Consider the following 14,485-nt stretch of genomic DNA (forward strand, 5'->3'; position numbering starts at 1 on the left):
GCAATCTCTTCCATGGCTTGGAGTACGTTAATCCAATGTAGGAGATTACTTCGTCGCCCCGCCCGCTTTGGCTCTGCCGCTCCTCGCAATGAGGGGCTTCTCCAATAACGGTTTTATAACCAGCCATGACCCAATCCCCGGAAAATATCATCTGCTCCTGGAGCGGCGGCAAAGACAGCTGCTTCGCTTTCATGCAGGCCGTACAGCAAGGGCACAGGCCCGTCGCGCTGCTCAATATCCTGAACGAGAACGGTCGCATTTCCCGCTCCCACGGCCTTCCGCCGGCTATCCTGCAACAGCAGGCGGCCGCGCTGGGCCTTCCCATCCACCTGCAGCCTTCCACCTGGACTGATTACGAACAGCATTTCACCGCAACGCTCACTACTATACGCGAACAATACCAGGCCACCGCCGCCGTGTTTGGCGACATAGACCTGCAGCCGCACCGCGATTGGGAAGAAAAGGTCTGCGCCGCGGCAGGGCTCCGCGCTGTGTTGCCGCTCTGGCAGCTGGACCGCAAGATGCTGGTATACCGCATGCTGGAGCAGGGCGTCAAATGCCGCATCGTTTCCTGCAATGAACATTTGGGAGAAAATTTCCTGGGCCGCCAGCTGGACGATGTGCTGATCGCGGACCTCGAAGCCGCCGGGGTAGACGTTTGCGGGGAGAACGGGGAATTTCATACCGTGGTAACGGACTGCCCGCTGTTCAGCATCCCGGTGAACCTGCCCGCTTACCGTAAGGTGAAACACGAGCAATACTGGTTCCTGGACTGGGACGTAAAATAATAGGGCGAAAAGACCATCCGCTTCAAACGTAACGTGCTTACGAAAATAGAGGTAACTGTCTCCGCGAGCAGCCGCACAGATCTCAACCCTATCATCACGGAAACGGATTGGGAAAGTACAGAAACAGTTGATTTCTGATAGCATTAGGGCTGACCAAATACTGCTTCAAAATCAAATGGGGAGGTAAAAGTAGAATGATACTTTTACCTCCCCATTTATTTGTATCGGGTACTTAAGGCGTATTAAGCGTATTGTTTATCCTCTTCCTTGATGAACACGGGTTTCAGCAGTGCGTAAGCCCCGAAGAGCACGCCGCTGTAGAATACATTGCCCATGATCGTGTTGAGGAAGAAGCTGCCGAACAGTTCATTGCGGTAGAACGGCACAGCCGCCCAGTAGCAGCTCATCAGGCCGCTCAGCGTGTGCGGGTAGGTGTCGCGGAAGAGCCAGGTACCGAAGTTGGACATCAGGTAAAATACCAGCCCTGAAGCAATGGAAGCCAGGAAGATATTTCCTGCGTTCGCTTTGCGGATCCTTGTGCCGATAAAAGTGATGAGGATGAACCCGCCGTAAACGAAGAACATCTCGCCGCCATAGAAGCCCTGGATGGACGTAAATAGCTGGAAGAACAAATCACTGAGGAACAGCGCCAGGATGGGCACCACGTAAGCATACTTCTTGTCCTTCAGCACCACGCCGGCAAACAGCGCGCCCGCGCCCATGGCTGTAAAGTTATAGATAAGAAGATGGTTCGTGATCAAACGGGCCAGAACGGTAAGGAATATCAGTCCGCCGATCAGTAAAACCCTGGATAATGTTTCTTTCTTCATATATGCAAACATTTGCTTTAGCAATACAAATATAATCAATTAAGGAATAGATGCTTTAAAGATCACCAGTTCGGTATCAGCAACAATGGAATAGGCTTCGCCGTAAGCCGCAAACACGGTAGTGCCTCTTGCCAGCGGCAGCTCGGCAGACCCTACGGCTTTACCCTGACCGCTCTGCACGATCCAGATTTCCGGCGCGTTGGCAATGTGGATATAAGTTTCGCCTGTTTTAAGGAGAATGGTGCTGATCACGAAATCCGGCGCGGGCGTGGGGTAGATCCTTTCTTTGCCCTCCTGCAGGGGTTCGCCTTTCAGGATGTTCGGGTGAACGGCCTCAAAGCGCGTGTGTTTCAGCAGTTCAGCCACGTCGATGTGCTTGGGCGTAAGACCGCCGCGCAGCACGTTGTCCGAATTGGCCATCAGTTCCGCATTCTGGCCTTCCAGGTAGGCGTGGGGAATGCCGGCGTCCTGAAACACGGCTTCTCCCGGTGACACATACACGATGTTGAAGAAATAAATGGAGAAGATCCCCCGGTCCAGCCGGTTCATGCCTTCGGGGTCGTTGGCAATGGCGCGGGCCGTCCAGAAAGCGGGATCGTTCTTTTGCAGGGTACCGGCCTGGTAGGGCGGCAGCACGCGCTCCGCCAGCGGGCGCAGCATGGTGTTCACTTCTTCCTGCGGCATTTCCATCACGGTCTTGTATAAACCGAAATAACCTTCCTTTTCGTATATGCCTGCCAGTGAGCGCAGCTCGGGCACGTCCTGCAACACTTTCCTGAGCTTGTCTTCAGGCAAAAAGCCATGCAGCAGCCAGAACTCGCTGAGCGCCACCATGATCTCCGGCTTGTGGTTGGCGTCTTTATAATTGCGGTGCGGCGCATTGAGGGGAATGCCTTCCGCGTTTTCCCGCGCAAATCCTTTTTCGGCTTCGGCTTTGGTGGGGTGCACCTGGATGGAAAGCATATCTTTCACATCCAGTATCTTAAATAAATAAGGCAGTTCCCCGAAACGGTCCGCCGCCTCCTGGCCGAGAATAGCCGCTGGATCGGATGCGATATATTCGTTGAGCGGCAGGGGGGAGGCGGTTTCCAGCTGCGAAGGGGCGCTCTGGTGGGCGCCCATCCAGTATTCCGCGCTGGGCTTGTCCGTCACCGGCAGGCCGAGCAATTCAGGGATGTATTTGAATCCGCCCCAGGCGTAATGTTGTACTTTTCCTTTGAGATAGAATAATTTCGGGTCAGGCATTTTCATATTGTTGAGCTGTAAAAATATATAAATAGGATGGCTTCTCATCATACGCTGGGTAAAAAGGGGGAGGAGATCGCGGCTGATTTCCTGCGCGGTAAACAATATTCCATCCTCCATACCAACTGGAGATCGGGCAGGAAGGAAATAGACATCATTGCCATGCAGGGGCCGACGCTCGTGTTCGTGGAAGTGAAAACGCGCAGCGGCCAGCTGTTCGGCATGCCGGAAGAAGCGGTGAACGGCGTCAAGGAAGAACATATGCGCAGGGTGGCGGAATGTTATCTTGAACACTTTATGCCCCATGCCAGGGAAGTCCGCTTCGACATTATTGCCATTACATTAACAGGCAATAACCCCATGGAAATCATACATCTCGAAGATGTATTCTGAACGCTTAGGGCTTGGTTAACACCGAGTTAACAAAATCCACATATAACAGGAATTAAATAGTTGTATATTTGACCATCCAATCTTTTGACCACCTCCTGTAAAGAACCAAGATCAACCTATAAAAGGTTCTTTATGAATTGCTGGAGCTTAATTTTTTTCATCCATATGAATGTGACTGATATGCAGCAGCTGCCTGCCAACAGGGGACAGGTGCGCATACAAGTGCCCACGCTCGCTTATCAGCAGGGAACGGTGCAATGCACCATTTATGACGCGCAACAGGTGCCCGTGAGAATGATACCGCTGGAAGCAGGACACGCGCGCGGCGTATATACGTTGCAGTTAGCCACCCTTCCCGCCGGGAAATACACGGTACAGGTAAAAGGGCAGCAGCTGGATGTGAAACTGGAGCAATAACTTATTATCATATAGAGTCATCCCCCCAAACATAGATCCCCCGAAGCATTTCGGGGGACTTTGTATTTTTGGGAGCAGAATGAAAATTAATACCCGTCTACCAGCACTTCATACAGCTTCACTTTCAGCTCTTCCAGCGACACGTTCTGCGTGAGCTGGCCGTCTTTCGCGTAAGAAATGGTGGCTCTTTCTTCAGACACCACGATCGCCAGGTTGTCGCTATGCTCTGTAATGCCGACCGCCGAGCGGTGCCGCATGCCGATGCGCGTGGGCAGGTTGGGGTTTTCAGACATGGGGAGTATCACTTTCGCGGCCAGTATCTTGTTCCCGACGATGATCAGTGCGCCATCGTGCAGGGGACTGTTCTTTTCAAAAATGCTTTCCACCAGCTTGGCGCTCACGTTGCCGTCTATCGCAATGCTCGACGCGGTATCGAACTTCACGCGGTAAGTGGTGGCGATCACGATGAGCGCGCCCGTATGGCTGGCCACCATATGGCTCACGGCGGTGATCACTTCGTTGATGATATGTTCTTCTTCCTTATAGCTTTTAAAACGGTCTGGCAGGAACAGCTTGGTGAGGAAGCTGTCTTTGCTCAGGGGCGTCTTTTTCCCCAGCACCAGCAAGAACTTGCGGATCTCGGGCTGGAAGATGATGATGATCGCGATGAGCCCGATGTTGATGAAATTCTCCAGGATATTGGTCAAAATAGGCATCTGGAGCGAACGCACCAGGAAAAAGGCGGCATACACCATCAGCAGCCCCAGGAATATATTAAAGGCCAGGCTGCCTTTGAGCAGGCGGTACAGCTGGATGACGAGAAAAATAACGATCAGCAGGTCTATCACGTTCAGCCAGCGAAACTCAAATCCATAAAATTGGTATACATCCTTCATGTCGTAAAAATAAAAATATTTGTCTTAGCTAAACGTCCTGCAAAAAAGAAACGATCCGCACGGCTTCCAGGGCTTCTTTTACGTCGTGCACCCGTAAAATGGAGGCGCCTTTCTGCAAAGCAATGGTATTGACCACGGTGGTTCCGTTCAGGGCTTCCGCCGGGGTGCCGCCCAGCAGGCGGTAGATCATGCTCTTGCGGGAAACGCCGGCCAGGATGGGCGCGCCGGCCAGGTGCAGCAGTTCCAGCCTGTTGAGCAGCTGGTAGTTATGAGCCAGGGTCTTCCCGAAACCAAAACCGGGGTCGATGATCACATCCGCAATACCGGCGCGGCGGCAGGCGTCTGTTTTGTAGATAAAATAATCCAGTACTTCCTGCACTACATCCTCATACCGGGGGTTCTTTTGCATATCCGCCGGCGTGCCCTGCATGTGCATGGCAATGTAAGGCACTTTGAGGGCCGCGGCTGCGGGGATCATATCCGGGTCCATTTCCCCCGCGCTGATATCATTAATAATGGCGGCACCGGCCAGGATACATTTTTCGGCCACGGACGCATGGTAGGTATCAATGGAAAGGACCGCTTCGGGATAGTGGTTCACCAGCGCATGGATAACGGGCAGCAGGCGCTCCAGTTCTTCCGCGGCGCCTACTTCTTCAGCCCCCGGGCGGGTGCTTTGGGCGCCAAGGTCCAGCATGGCGGCGCCCGCTTCCAGCATTTCGCCGGCGCGGGCTACGATGTGCTGCAGGCTGCGGCTCCGGCTGTTGGCGTAAAAGGAATCGTCCGTGATATTAATAATACCCATCACCAGCGGCTGGGCGAGCGGTATCAACTTTCCGCGGCAGCGGATGGTAAAATCTTTGCGTAATAATGTATTTTTGAAACCCAAGCGCTAATAAGGTATTAACAATGAAGGAATACCTTCAAAGGTATCGTAAAAAATGATTAGCCTTGCCGTAATTCGAATTATAAATCCGCATTGAATGACTTATCAGCAGGTGATTGACAGCAGTAAGGAAATCTTTCTCAAAAAAACCAAAGACTACGGCACCAGCTGGCGGGTATTGCGCCCGGTGTCTATTGTAGACCAGATCTTTATCAAAGCCCAGCGCATCCGTACCATACAGGAGCTGGGCGTGCAGAAAGTGGCGGACGATATCAGCAACGAGTTCAGGGGCATTATCAATTACGGGGTGATCGCGCTCATCCAGATGGACCTTGGCGGGGATGATCCGTATACCGACCTGCCCGTTGAGACCGTGGCAAAGCTGTATGACGCGAAAATAAAATTCATCAGCGAAGTAAAGGAAGCCAAGAACCACGACTATGGCGAAGCCTGGCGCAGCATGAGCCAGGAATCGTTCGTGGACCTCATATTGACCAAGCTGCTGCGCATCAAGCAGATACTCCGCAACGACGGGAAAACCATCATTTCCGAAGGAATGGACGCTAACTATGTGGATATCGTTAATTATGCGGTGTTTGCACTTATATTGATAGAAGAAAAACAGAATAATTGATATTTTGAGACTGAAATAAAACCAACGTGTAACCGAGCCTTTAGGCGAAGTTCCATCCGACCTTTAAAAAAGACCAATGAAACCGAGCCTTTCCGGCGAGGTTCCATCAGGCCGCTAAAAAAGACTAAATTAACTGATGAAACCGATCCTGATCCTATTCCGCATCCTCGTAGGCGTGCTGTTCATTTTTTCCGGGCTGATCAAAGCCAACGACCCACTGGGCCTGAGTTATAAAATGGACGAGTTCTTTGAAGTGCTCCACCTGCATTTCCTTATCCCGGCCTCGCTCGCCTTTTCCCTCGTTATGAACGCTTTTGAGATCATCGCAGGCTTTGCCGTGCTGCTGGGTTACCGCATGCGGTTCTTTTCCTTCCTGCTGCTGATCCTCATTATATTCTTTACCTTCCTCACCGGCTTCGCCCTGTTTAGCGGCCTCATCCGGGAATGCGGCTGCTTTGGGGACTGTATCAAGCTCACGGCAGACCAGTCCTTTTATAAAGACCTTATCCTGCTGGTGATGATCCTCGTTATTTTCATTTACCACAAACGCATACAGCCCGTATTCCCGCCGAAGGCCACGAATATCATCATGGCGCTGGCCGTGCTGTTTCCCATTGCGCTGCAATGGTTTACCCTGGCACATTTGCCGGTGGTAGACTGCCTTCCTTACAAAGTGGGCAACAACATCATGGAAAAAATGAAAGTGCCGCCCGGCTCCACGCCCGACGTGTACGAAACCGTGCTGATCTATGAAAAGGACGGCAAGCAGCAGGAATACACCACGGAAAACTATCCCTGGCAAGACAGCACCTGGAAGTTCGTGGACCGGAAAGACAAGCTGGTAAAAAAAGGCAATGCCGAACCCGCCATCAAGGACTTTGTGCTCACCGACTTCGACGGCAACAATATGAACCGCGGCGTGCTGATGGAATCGCTGCCCGTATACCTCTTCCTCGTGCGCGACGTGCGTGAAGCGGGGAAAGGCTGGGAAAAGAAGATGCAGGCCCTGGAGCAGCAGTTCAAAGAAGGAAAGATCATGCTGTTTGGCGTGACAAGTTCAAATAAAGAGCAGGTGGAGCAGTTCCAAAAGGAGCGGGGCATCAGCTTCCAGTTCCTGCAGATGGACGGCACCGCCATCAAGACCGCGGGGCGCAGTACGCCTTGCCTGCTGTTGCTGGAAAAAGCCGTGGTCAAAGGCAAATGGCATTATAACGACATACCTGGTTTTAAATAATGTTCCGTTTTTTCCTCCGCAAGCTCGGTTACGGCATCCTGGTGCTCCTGGGTGTGGTGATCGTTATCTTCCTGCTGTTCAACGTGCTGCCGGCAGACCCCGCGCGGCTTACGCTGGGGCAGCGCACGGACCTCACGTCCCTGGAAAATGTGCGGAAGGAGCTTCATCTTGACCAGCCGAAAAGCATCCAGTTCCTGCTGTACCTGAACGACCTGAGCCCGCTCGGCATTCATACCCGGCAGGAGCTGAAAGAATCCCTGAACGGCGTGGCGCTTTTCAGCACGGGCGGCAATAAGGCGCTGGTGCTGAAAACGCCCTACCTGCGCAGGAGCTACCAGGGGAAGAAAGACGTATGGGAGATATTGATGGAAGCCCTGCCCGGCACGCTGGTGCTGGCGCTGGCTGCAATGATCTTCGCTACAGTGGCGGGTATTGCGCTGGGCATTTTATCCGCCGTCAAACAAAACACCTGGATGGATACCGGCGCCGTGTTCGCCAGCGTGATCGGCATTTCCGCACCATCGTTCTTCACCGGTATTGTGCTGGCTTACATCTTCGGGTTCGTGCTTGCGGACTATACCGGCCTGCACATGACCGGCAGCCTGTTCGACATAGATCCCTTCGAGGGCCGCATCCTCAACATCCGCAACCTCATCCTGCCCGCCATCACGCTGGGCATCAGGCCGCTGGCCATTATCGTGCAGCTTACCCGCAGCGCCATGCTGGACGTGCTGAACCAGGATTACATCCGCACCGCTTACGCCAAAGGCCTCAACAGCCGCGTCATTCTTTACAAACACGCGCTGCGCAATGCGCTCAACCCAGTGATCACGGCCATTACCGGCTGGTTTGCCGAATTGCTGGCGGGCGCTTTCTTTGTAGAATATATTTTCGGCTGGAAAGGCATCGGCAAAGTAACGGTAGATGCGCTGGAGAAATTCGACTTCCCCGTGGTAATGGGCGCCGTGCTGGTAACAGCGGGCATCTTCGTGATCATCAACCTGCTGGCGGACCTGCTGTACAGCATTATTGACCCGCGTATCAGGCTGGGGAATTAAACCCCGCCTATTCTCCCGCTCTTATAAGATCGGCACCTCTAACTAGCTGGTTTTCAAAACAACAGAAATATTTTCTGTTATTTTGTAACAAAGACATTTGGCAGTCGTCTTCTTTATGTAACACACAACAAAAAGGAGTGCTTCCTTCCGCCAAACTAAAACTGTGATATGTCGTCTGAAGTATTTATCTCTTTAATCATGCCTTTCAGGGAGAAGCTGTACCGCTTCGCGCTGCGCCTGTTGGGCAACGAAGAGGATGCTAAGGATATTATCCAGGATGCCTTCGTGAAGGTGTGGAACAACAAAGATAAAATGGGCGAGTTGCAGAACCTGGAGGCCTGGTGCATGCGCATCACGCGGAACCTGGCGCTGGACAAGCTCAAGAGCCGGAAATACCGGGTAACTGACGACCTGGAACGTGCCGGCGAAGTGCCCGCCACCCATCACAGCCCGCATCAGAGCACTGAAAAAAGTGACCTGATGCGGAGGGTGCACGGCGCCATCCACCGGCTGCCCGAAAAATACCGGACCATTCTCCAGCTGCGGGACATAGACGGGCTGAGCTACCAGGAGATCGGCGAAGTGCTTGAAATAGAACTGAGTGAAGTAAAAGTAAACCTGCACCGTGCCAGGAAACAGGTGCGGGAACAACTACAAAATTTGCATGTGTATGGAATACAATAACATCAGGGCCTTACTGGAAAAGTATTGGGCCTGCGAAACCACCGAAGCGGAAGAAGCGGAGCTGCGCGTGTTTTACGCCGCCCACGAAGAGCCCCTGCCTGCGGACCTGCAGGAAGCGGCGCCGCTGTTCCGGTATTTCCATGCGGAAGGGGAGGGTGCTTTTGAAAAAAAGGAATTTAACATGCCCGAACTGTTCACAGACCGCCGCGCGCCCTGGGAAACAGCAAAGGAAACAAAGATCATCCGCCCCTTCTGGCAGGGCTGGATGAAATACGCCGCCGTATTGCTGGCCGCCGCCGGCATGGTATACTCGGTGAACCAATACCAACTGAAGCTGCACGGGCAATCCGAAGAAACAACGGCCTTCAGGGATACCTACGAAGATCCGAAGCTGGCTTATGAACAGACACAGCGCGCCCTCCAGATCCTGAGCCGCAACCTGAACAAGGGGAAATCGCAGATGGAGAAACTGGGCTACTTCAATGAAGCGCAGGAGATCATACAGGGCAATCACAACTAATGGCTATTCTAGAACTGCATACCAATTATTTATTATCAGCAACACAAATTCCGAACAATGAAAAGAATTATCATGATCATATGTGTCTTATGCAGCAGCGAACTTGCGCTGGCGCAAAGCACGATCGACAAATTCTTCCAGAAGTACCAGGACGATGAGTCGTTTACCGTGATCAACATCACGCCCAAAATGTTCAACATGTTCTCGAAGTTCTCGAGCGACGACCCTGACGCCAAAAAGGTGACCGAACTGGCCGCCAAACTCAAAGGCCTGCGCATCCTGATGAAGGAAGACACTAAAGACGGTCAGAAACTCTACCGCGAAGCCGCGCAGTTCCTGGGCGGGGGCATGGAAGAGCTGATGTCGCTCCGCGATAAGGACACCGACCTGAAGTTCATGGTCCGTGAAAATGCCAAAGGCAATATCCAGGAACTGGTAATGCTGGTAGGCAGCTCCGATGAGTTCCTGGCGCTCACGCTCTTCGGCGATTTCAGCATCAGCGAGATCAGCGAAATAGCCGGCGGCATGAATATAGACGGCTTCCAGAACCTGGGCCAGCTCAAGAACAAACAAAACAAAAAATGGAAAAAATAAGGAACACGCCGTATCCATCCGCGGCGTATTTCTTCACTCCATCCATAAACCATTACCCTCCAACAGCTTCTCTATGAAACGCATAATTTTACTTTCTTCCCTCGCCTGCACGATGGCCATCACCGCCTCCGCCCAGCGCAAACAGCTGCGCCGGTTCACCAACGAACATTGCGCCGTTGCCGAAACCCACCGCATCGGCCTCAGCTTCCTGCCACTGCGCATTGTAAGCTGGTTCATTCCCGGCAGCGCCTGGGATGGTGACGCCCGCGAAGTAAAACTGCTGCTGAAGAAAGTGAAAAGCGTGAAACTCTATACCATTCAAATGGACAACGGGGAGCCTGTGTCCCGCGAATCTGTCGACCGGCTGAAAGAAGACCTCTACAATGAAAGCAAATATGAACCCCTGGTAGACATCCGCCATCCCGAAGGCCATGTGCAGGTGCTGGGCAATGCCAAAACCGACGACAGGATAGACAATCTGGTCGTACTGATCAACGACGCGGAAGACATGGTGATGGTGCACCTGAAAACAAAGCTCACCATGAGCGATGTATCCCGTATTGCCAATAAGATCAATGAAAAAGTGAGGGAGGATAAAGGCAGGAAAAATAAAGATGAAGTTCCTGCAGCAGCGGATGAAGATGTGGCCCTGGCCGGCGAAACGCACTAACGGATCATCACTTCCTTCACGATCTCTTCTCCCAGCATATCATTCACCAGCTTGATGATCCTGTCTTTAGAGTAATTCAGCTCCTGCTTCAGCGGCGCCACCGTGGTAGTGATCACCAGCTTCCCGTCAAACAGCTGCACGCTTTCCGTATACCGGGCGATGGTCTTGCCCACCACCTGTTCCCAGTTTTCCTGGATGCGCACCTCCATCAGCCGCGGTTTGAACCGGCTTTTGTTCAGGTATTCCTTGAGCGCATCGCCCATGCTGACCACTCTGTTTCGCATGCAGCAAAGATAAGGAACGCGCATGAAGGAACTATGATTTTTCTTCGGGCATCAAGCCATGATCTTTCAGCACTTTCTCTTCGTCGCCGGTAATGAAAGCAAATATCCTGATCATATTTTTCGCGAAGGAGAGGAGGTAGATCACATAGAACCGGATACTGATCTCCTTATCGTCCTTTTCGTAACCGGAATCCCAATAGACCTTTGCAGCGGCATGCAAATCATCCAGTTCGATGAGCTCCATGTCTATCACCTTCATGTATTTCGTACCGATGTTGCGGTAGAAATCCTGGTTCTTTAATATAAAGTCCTTATACGTATCATCATTTTTCCCGCCCATCGTGGAATTGGGATTGGTGCCCACGATATAATCGGCAAAAGCAGCCACCTGGCTCTCGACGTCTATAGGCTTGCCCGCAAGGGAATCGTTGAACCGCTGTTCATACGCTGCGAAAAATGCCTTGATCTTCTGTTTATCCATAACAGTTTTTTCCCGTAAACCCACAAACACGGGGCCAGCGTGGACTATTCTTCAGCCGCGGTTAATACAAGCGGCTGATTCCTTGCGGATTCCCAGCCCAGGATGGCAGTTTTACGCACAGGCCCCCAATGGTATCCGCCGAATATGCCTGTGGACTTTATTACACGATGACAGGGGATGAGAAAGGCCACCGGGTTGTCGCCCACGGCAGTACCCACTGCGCGGGCCGCTTTCGGGTGGCTGATCTGCTCCGCGATGCGGGCATAGGTGGCTACCTGCCCTGCGGGCACTTTCAGCAGCGCTTCCCAAACCTTCAGCTGGAAGGGCGTGGCTTTCACGTGAAGGCGGATCGCCTTTTCATTTTTCGCTTTAGCCGTATCCTGCTCCATTTCTTCAAAGTATGCTTTTACGCTGCTGATGAAAGGAGATACTTCTTCCAGGAATTTCGCCTGGGGCCATTGGCGGCGCAGATCTTCGAGTGCGGCTGTACGGTCGTCCGCAAACGCGATGGAGCAGATGCCTTTTTCGGTAGCCGCGGCCAGCATCGGGCCGAACGCGGTATCCATGAAATGATAACGGATGGTGAGGGCTTCGCCGCCATTGCGGTATTCGCCGGGCGTCATCGCTTCCAGGTTCACGAACATATCGTGCAGGCGGCTGGTGCCGGAAAGGCCGGTTTCGAAAGTAGCCTGTTCCACGGTATGATCTTTTGCCAGCAAACCTTTTGCATGCTGCAGGCTGATGTATTGCAGGAACTTCTTCGGGCTTACGCCGGCCCATTCCGTAAAAAGGCGTTGAAAATGATACGGGCTCAGGTGTACGGCAGCGGCGATCTCATCCAGCGAAGGCTGCTCCGTGTGATGCGCATGGATGTATGCGATGGCGGCTGCAATTTTTTCGTAATGGTGCATCGTTTTTTTATTGCAAATAACACTCGTTTTCATGCCTGTACAACCTGTTTCTTGCGGTTTTGGTATGAATGAAGTTACGGCAATAAATTTTAACAGGATATTAGGGAAGTGCGGCTAAATGCGCGGAAAAAACGTCATTGCGAGGAGCAGCAGAGCTAAGCGGCTGGGGCGACGAAGCAATCTCTTTCATTGAATTTGATATACTCCAATACATTGAGGAGATTGCTTCGTCGCGTATTCTGTTGCACCGGATCCCTTTGCTGCTCCTCGCAATGACGGGACTCCTCAATGACGGGCTGTCAGCATTATACCTTCCTGGTCTTCACATAGAAATTCTTATCCACTGAAAATTTTGCAGCATTTTTCAACGTCAGTGTTTTCCACTCCGTTCCCGGTTGAATGAACTGGGATTTCCCGTCTCCCGCATCCACCTTCAGCGGCATGTCAAAACCCTTTACGTCTGCCACCCAGCGGTACCGCAGGCGGTTGCCCTCTATGGAATATTCAAACACGGGAGGATTGGTATGCCGCAGGTACTGGTCGAACACCTTGCTGAAATTCTTCCCGCTGGTTTTGCTGATGTACTGCTCTACATCGGCTGAGGTCACGGTTTGGTGGTAGAAGGTCTTGTTCAGCCCGCGCAGTATTTTCCGGAAAGCCTCGTCGTTGTTGATGATCTGGCGGATGGTATGCAGCATATTGGCGCCTTTGTAATACATGTCGCCGGAGCCTTCTGTGTTCACACCATAAGGCCCCACAATAGGCTTGTCGTTGGCGATCTTATTGCGGATGCCCTGTACATAAGCGTTTGCGGCGTCCATACCATATTGGCAGCCGATAAATATTGTTTCGGAATAGTTGGTGAAGGACTCATGCACCCACATATCAGCAATGTCTTTCGTGGTGATGTTGTTGCCGAACCATTCGTGGCCGCTTTCGTGGATGATGATGAAGTCCCACTTCAGGCCCCAGCCGCTGCCGGAAAGATCGGTGCCGCGATAGCCCATTTTATACTGGTTGCCATACGCGACGGCGCTCTGGTGCTCCATGCCCAGGTGCGGCGTTTCCACCAGCTTGTAGCTGTCTTCGTAAAAAGGGTAGGGGCCGAACCAGTGCTCGAAACATTTCATCATGGGTTTCACCACTTCAAAATGGGCCTTTGCACGGTCCAGGTTGTAATCCAGCACCCAGTAATCCAGGTCCAGCGTGCCTTTCTCGCCTTTGTATTGATCTGAAAAATGTTTGTAGTGGCCGATGTTGAGCGCCACGTCGTAGTTGTTGATGGGATTGTTTACGAACCAGGTGGTGGTCACGGAACGGTCTTCATTCACGTACACATCCATCAGCCTTCCATTGGAAACGTTGCCAAGCCCTCGCGGGGTGGTCACGCGGATGCGCATGCTGTCCGGCTCTTCGGTCTGGTGGTCTTTATTGGGCCACCACACGCTGGCGCCGAGGCCCTGGCAGGCGGTAGCGATCCAGGGGCGGCCGAGGGAATCCTTTCCCCAAACGATGCCGCCATCCCAGGGAGCGCGTTTGGCCTCGCGGGGCAGGCCGTGGTAGGTGAGCGTCAGCTGCTGGATGGAATTTTGTGTTTGAGGCGATTGCAGGGTGATGAACCAGGCATCACCGTCTTTTGTAAAGGCAAGCTCCTGCCCGTTCTGCACCGCTTTATCGAGGATGAGCGGCGATTGCAGGTCTATCTGCAGTCGCTGCGCCGGCCTGGTAACGCGGTAATGGATCACGTTGGTGCCTTCTATGGATTTTTCGGAAGGGTTGACGCGCACGCTCAGGTCGTAAAAGGTAACGTCCCACCAGGAACGATCTGCTGTAAGCGTGCCCCGCAGCGTGTCTTGCCGGGTGAACTGCTGGCTGTAGGCGGTTGTGCTGAGAATAACGGCGAAGAATACCGGGAGTATGCGTCTCATTCAGGTCAGATTTGATGAGCAATATAATTTAG

18 protein-coding genes are annotated in these 14,485 nt (G+C 52.6%); 10 read left to right on the forward strand and 8 right to left on the reverse strand.

Translation table 11 applies throughout. The features are described from left to right. Positions 1–125: 125 nt before the first annotated feature. Positions 126–788 (forward strand): diphthine--ammonia ligase, encoded by a 663-nt coding sequence (locus R3I13_RS26575; RefSeq protein ID WP_346321032.1) that lies wholly within the window; start codon positions 126–128, stop codon positions 786–788. A 242-nt stretch (positions 789–1,030) separates the two neighbouring features. Here R3I13_RS26575 and R3I13_RS26580 read toward each other — a convergent pair whose 3' ends face one another. Together R3I13_RS26580 and manA are read right to left on the reverse strand one after the other, a co-directional pair. Beyond that, a complete protein-coding gene (locus tag R3I13_RS26580; RefSeq protein WP_346321033.1) occupies positions 1,031–1,618 on the reverse strand; it encodes a DUF6580 family putative transport protein in 588 nt (195 codons plus the stop codon). Between the two features lie 39 nt (positions 1,619–1,657). Beyond that, positions 1,658–2,863, reverse strand: coding sequence for a mannose-6-phosphate isomerase, class I (gene manA, locus R3I13_RS26585; protein ID WP_346321034.1), 1,206 nt, complete (start codon positions 2,861–2,863; stop codon positions 1,658–1,660). A gap of 36 nt (positions 2,864–2,899) precedes the next feature. Between manA and R3I13_RS26590 the strand changes: the two genes are divergently transcribed. Beyond that, complete coding sequence (locus R3I13_RS26590) at positions 2,900–3,256, forward strand: YraN family protein (RefSeq protein ID WP_346321035.1); 357 nt, start codon at positions 2,900–2,902, stop codon at positions 3,254–3,256. 165 nt (positions 3,257–3,421) lie between these two features. Beyond that, entirely contained in the window at positions 3,422–3,673 is a 252-nt protein-coding gene (locus R3I13_RS26595; protein WP_346321036.1) for a hypothetical protein, read from the forward strand. Positions 3,674–3,759: 86 nt separating this feature from the next. Here the strand turns inward: R3I13_RS26595 and R3I13_RS26600 are convergent, their stop codons facing one another. Together R3I13_RS26600 and folP are read right to left on the reverse strand one after the other, a co-directional pair. Beyond that, positions 3,760–4,569, reverse strand: a complete 810-nt coding sequence (locus R3I13_RS26600; protein WP_346321037.1) for a diadenylate cyclase — start codon at positions 4,567–4,569, stop codon at positions 3,760–3,762. 28 nt (positions 4,570–4,597) lie between these two features. Continuing rightward, positions 4,598–5,458 (reverse strand): dihydropteroate synthase, encoded by an 861-nt coding sequence (gene folP, locus R3I13_RS26605; RefSeq protein ID WP_346321038.1) that lies wholly within the window; start codon positions 5,456–5,458, stop codon positions 4,598–4,600. Positions 5,459–5,552: 94 nt separating this feature from the next. Here folP and R3I13_RS26610 point away from each other — a divergent pair, with 94 nt between their 5' ends. The 7 genes from R3I13_RS26610 to R3I13_RS26640 all read left to right on the forward strand — a co-directional run bounded on the left by R3I13_RS26610 (position 5,553) and on the right by R3I13_RS26640 (position 10,849). Next, positions 5,553–6,089 carry a DUF1599 domain-containing protein gene (locus R3I13_RS26610; protein WP_346321039.1) on the forward strand — a complete coding sequence of 179 codons (537 nt, stop codon included), beginning with the start codon at positions 5,553–5,555 and terminating at the stop codon, positions 6,087–6,089. A 136-nt stretch (positions 6,090–6,225) separates the two neighbouring features. Then, entirely contained in the window at positions 6,226–7,323 is a 1,098-nt protein-coding gene (locus R3I13_RS26615; protein WP_346321040.1) for a BT_3928 family protein, read from the forward strand. Then, positions 7,323–8,381, forward strand: a complete 1,059-nt coding sequence (locus R3I13_RS26620; RefSeq protein WP_346321041.1) for an ABC transporter permease — start codon at positions 7,323–7,325, stop codon at positions 8,379–8,381. The genes R3I13_RS26615 and R3I13_RS26620 overlap by 1 nt, the downstream gene beginning before the upstream one ends. Before the next feature lie 168 nt (positions 8,382–8,549). Next, complete coding sequence (locus R3I13_RS26625; protein ID WP_346321042.1) at positions 8,550–9,065, forward strand: sigma-70 family RNA polymerase sigma factor; 516 nt, start codon at positions 8,550–8,552, stop codon at positions 9,063–9,065. Then, positions 9,052–9,585, forward strand: a complete 534-nt coding sequence (locus R3I13_RS26630; protein ID WP_346321043.1) for a hypothetical protein — start codon at positions 9,052–9,054, stop codon at positions 9,583–9,585. The genes R3I13_RS26625 and R3I13_RS26630 overlap by 14 nt, the downstream gene beginning before the upstream one ends. 57 nt (positions 9,586–9,642) lie before the next feature. Continuing rightward, positions 9,643–10,179, forward strand: coding sequence for a DUF4252 domain-containing protein (locus tag R3I13_RS26635; RefSeq protein ID WP_346321044.1), 537 nt, complete (start codon positions 9,643–9,645; stop codon positions 10,177–10,179). 73 nt (positions 10,180–10,252) lie between these two features. Beyond that, positions 10,253–10,849, forward strand: a complete 597-nt coding sequence (locus R3I13_RS26640; RefSeq protein ID WP_346321045.1) for a DUF4252 domain-containing protein — start codon at positions 10,253–10,255, stop codon at positions 10,847–10,849. On the opposite strand, the gene R3I13_RS26645 is transcribed toward R3I13_RS26640, so the two are convergent. The 4 genes from R3I13_RS26645 to R3I13_RS26660 form a co-directional block, all read right to left on the reverse strand. After that, entirely contained in the window at positions 10,846–11,133 is a 288-nt protein-coding gene (locus R3I13_RS26645; RefSeq protein WP_346321046.1) for a DUF721 domain-containing protein, read from the reverse strand. The genes R3I13_RS26640 and R3I13_RS26645 overlap by 4 nt on opposite strands. A gap of 31 nt (positions 11,134–11,164) precedes the next feature. Further along, complete coding sequence (locus tag R3I13_RS26650) at positions 11,165–11,614, reverse strand: hypothetical protein (RefSeq protein ID WP_346321047.1); 450 nt, start codon at positions 11,612–11,614, stop codon at positions 11,165–11,167. A 44-nt stretch (positions 11,615–11,658) separates the two neighbouring features. Next, positions 11,659–12,525 carry a methylated-DNA--[protein]-cysteine S-methyltransferase gene (locus R3I13_RS26655; protein WP_346321048.1) on the reverse strand — a complete coding sequence of 289 codons (867 nt, stop codon included), beginning with the start codon at positions 12,523–12,525 and terminating at the stop codon, positions 11,659–11,661. A gap of 305 nt (positions 12,526–12,830) precedes the next feature. Then, positions 12,831–14,453 (reverse strand): M1 family metallopeptidase, encoded by a 1,623-nt coding sequence (locus R3I13_RS26660; RefSeq protein ID WP_346321049.1) that lies wholly within the window; start codon positions 14,451–14,453, stop codon positions 12,831–12,833. Positions 14,454–14,485 lie beyond the last annotated feature (32 nt).

The sequence above is a fragment of the Chitinophaga sp. YIM B06452 genome, from assembly GCF_039655965.1.
Lineage (GTDB): Bacteria > Bacteroidota > Bacteroidia > Chitinophagales > Chitinophagaceae > Chitinophaga.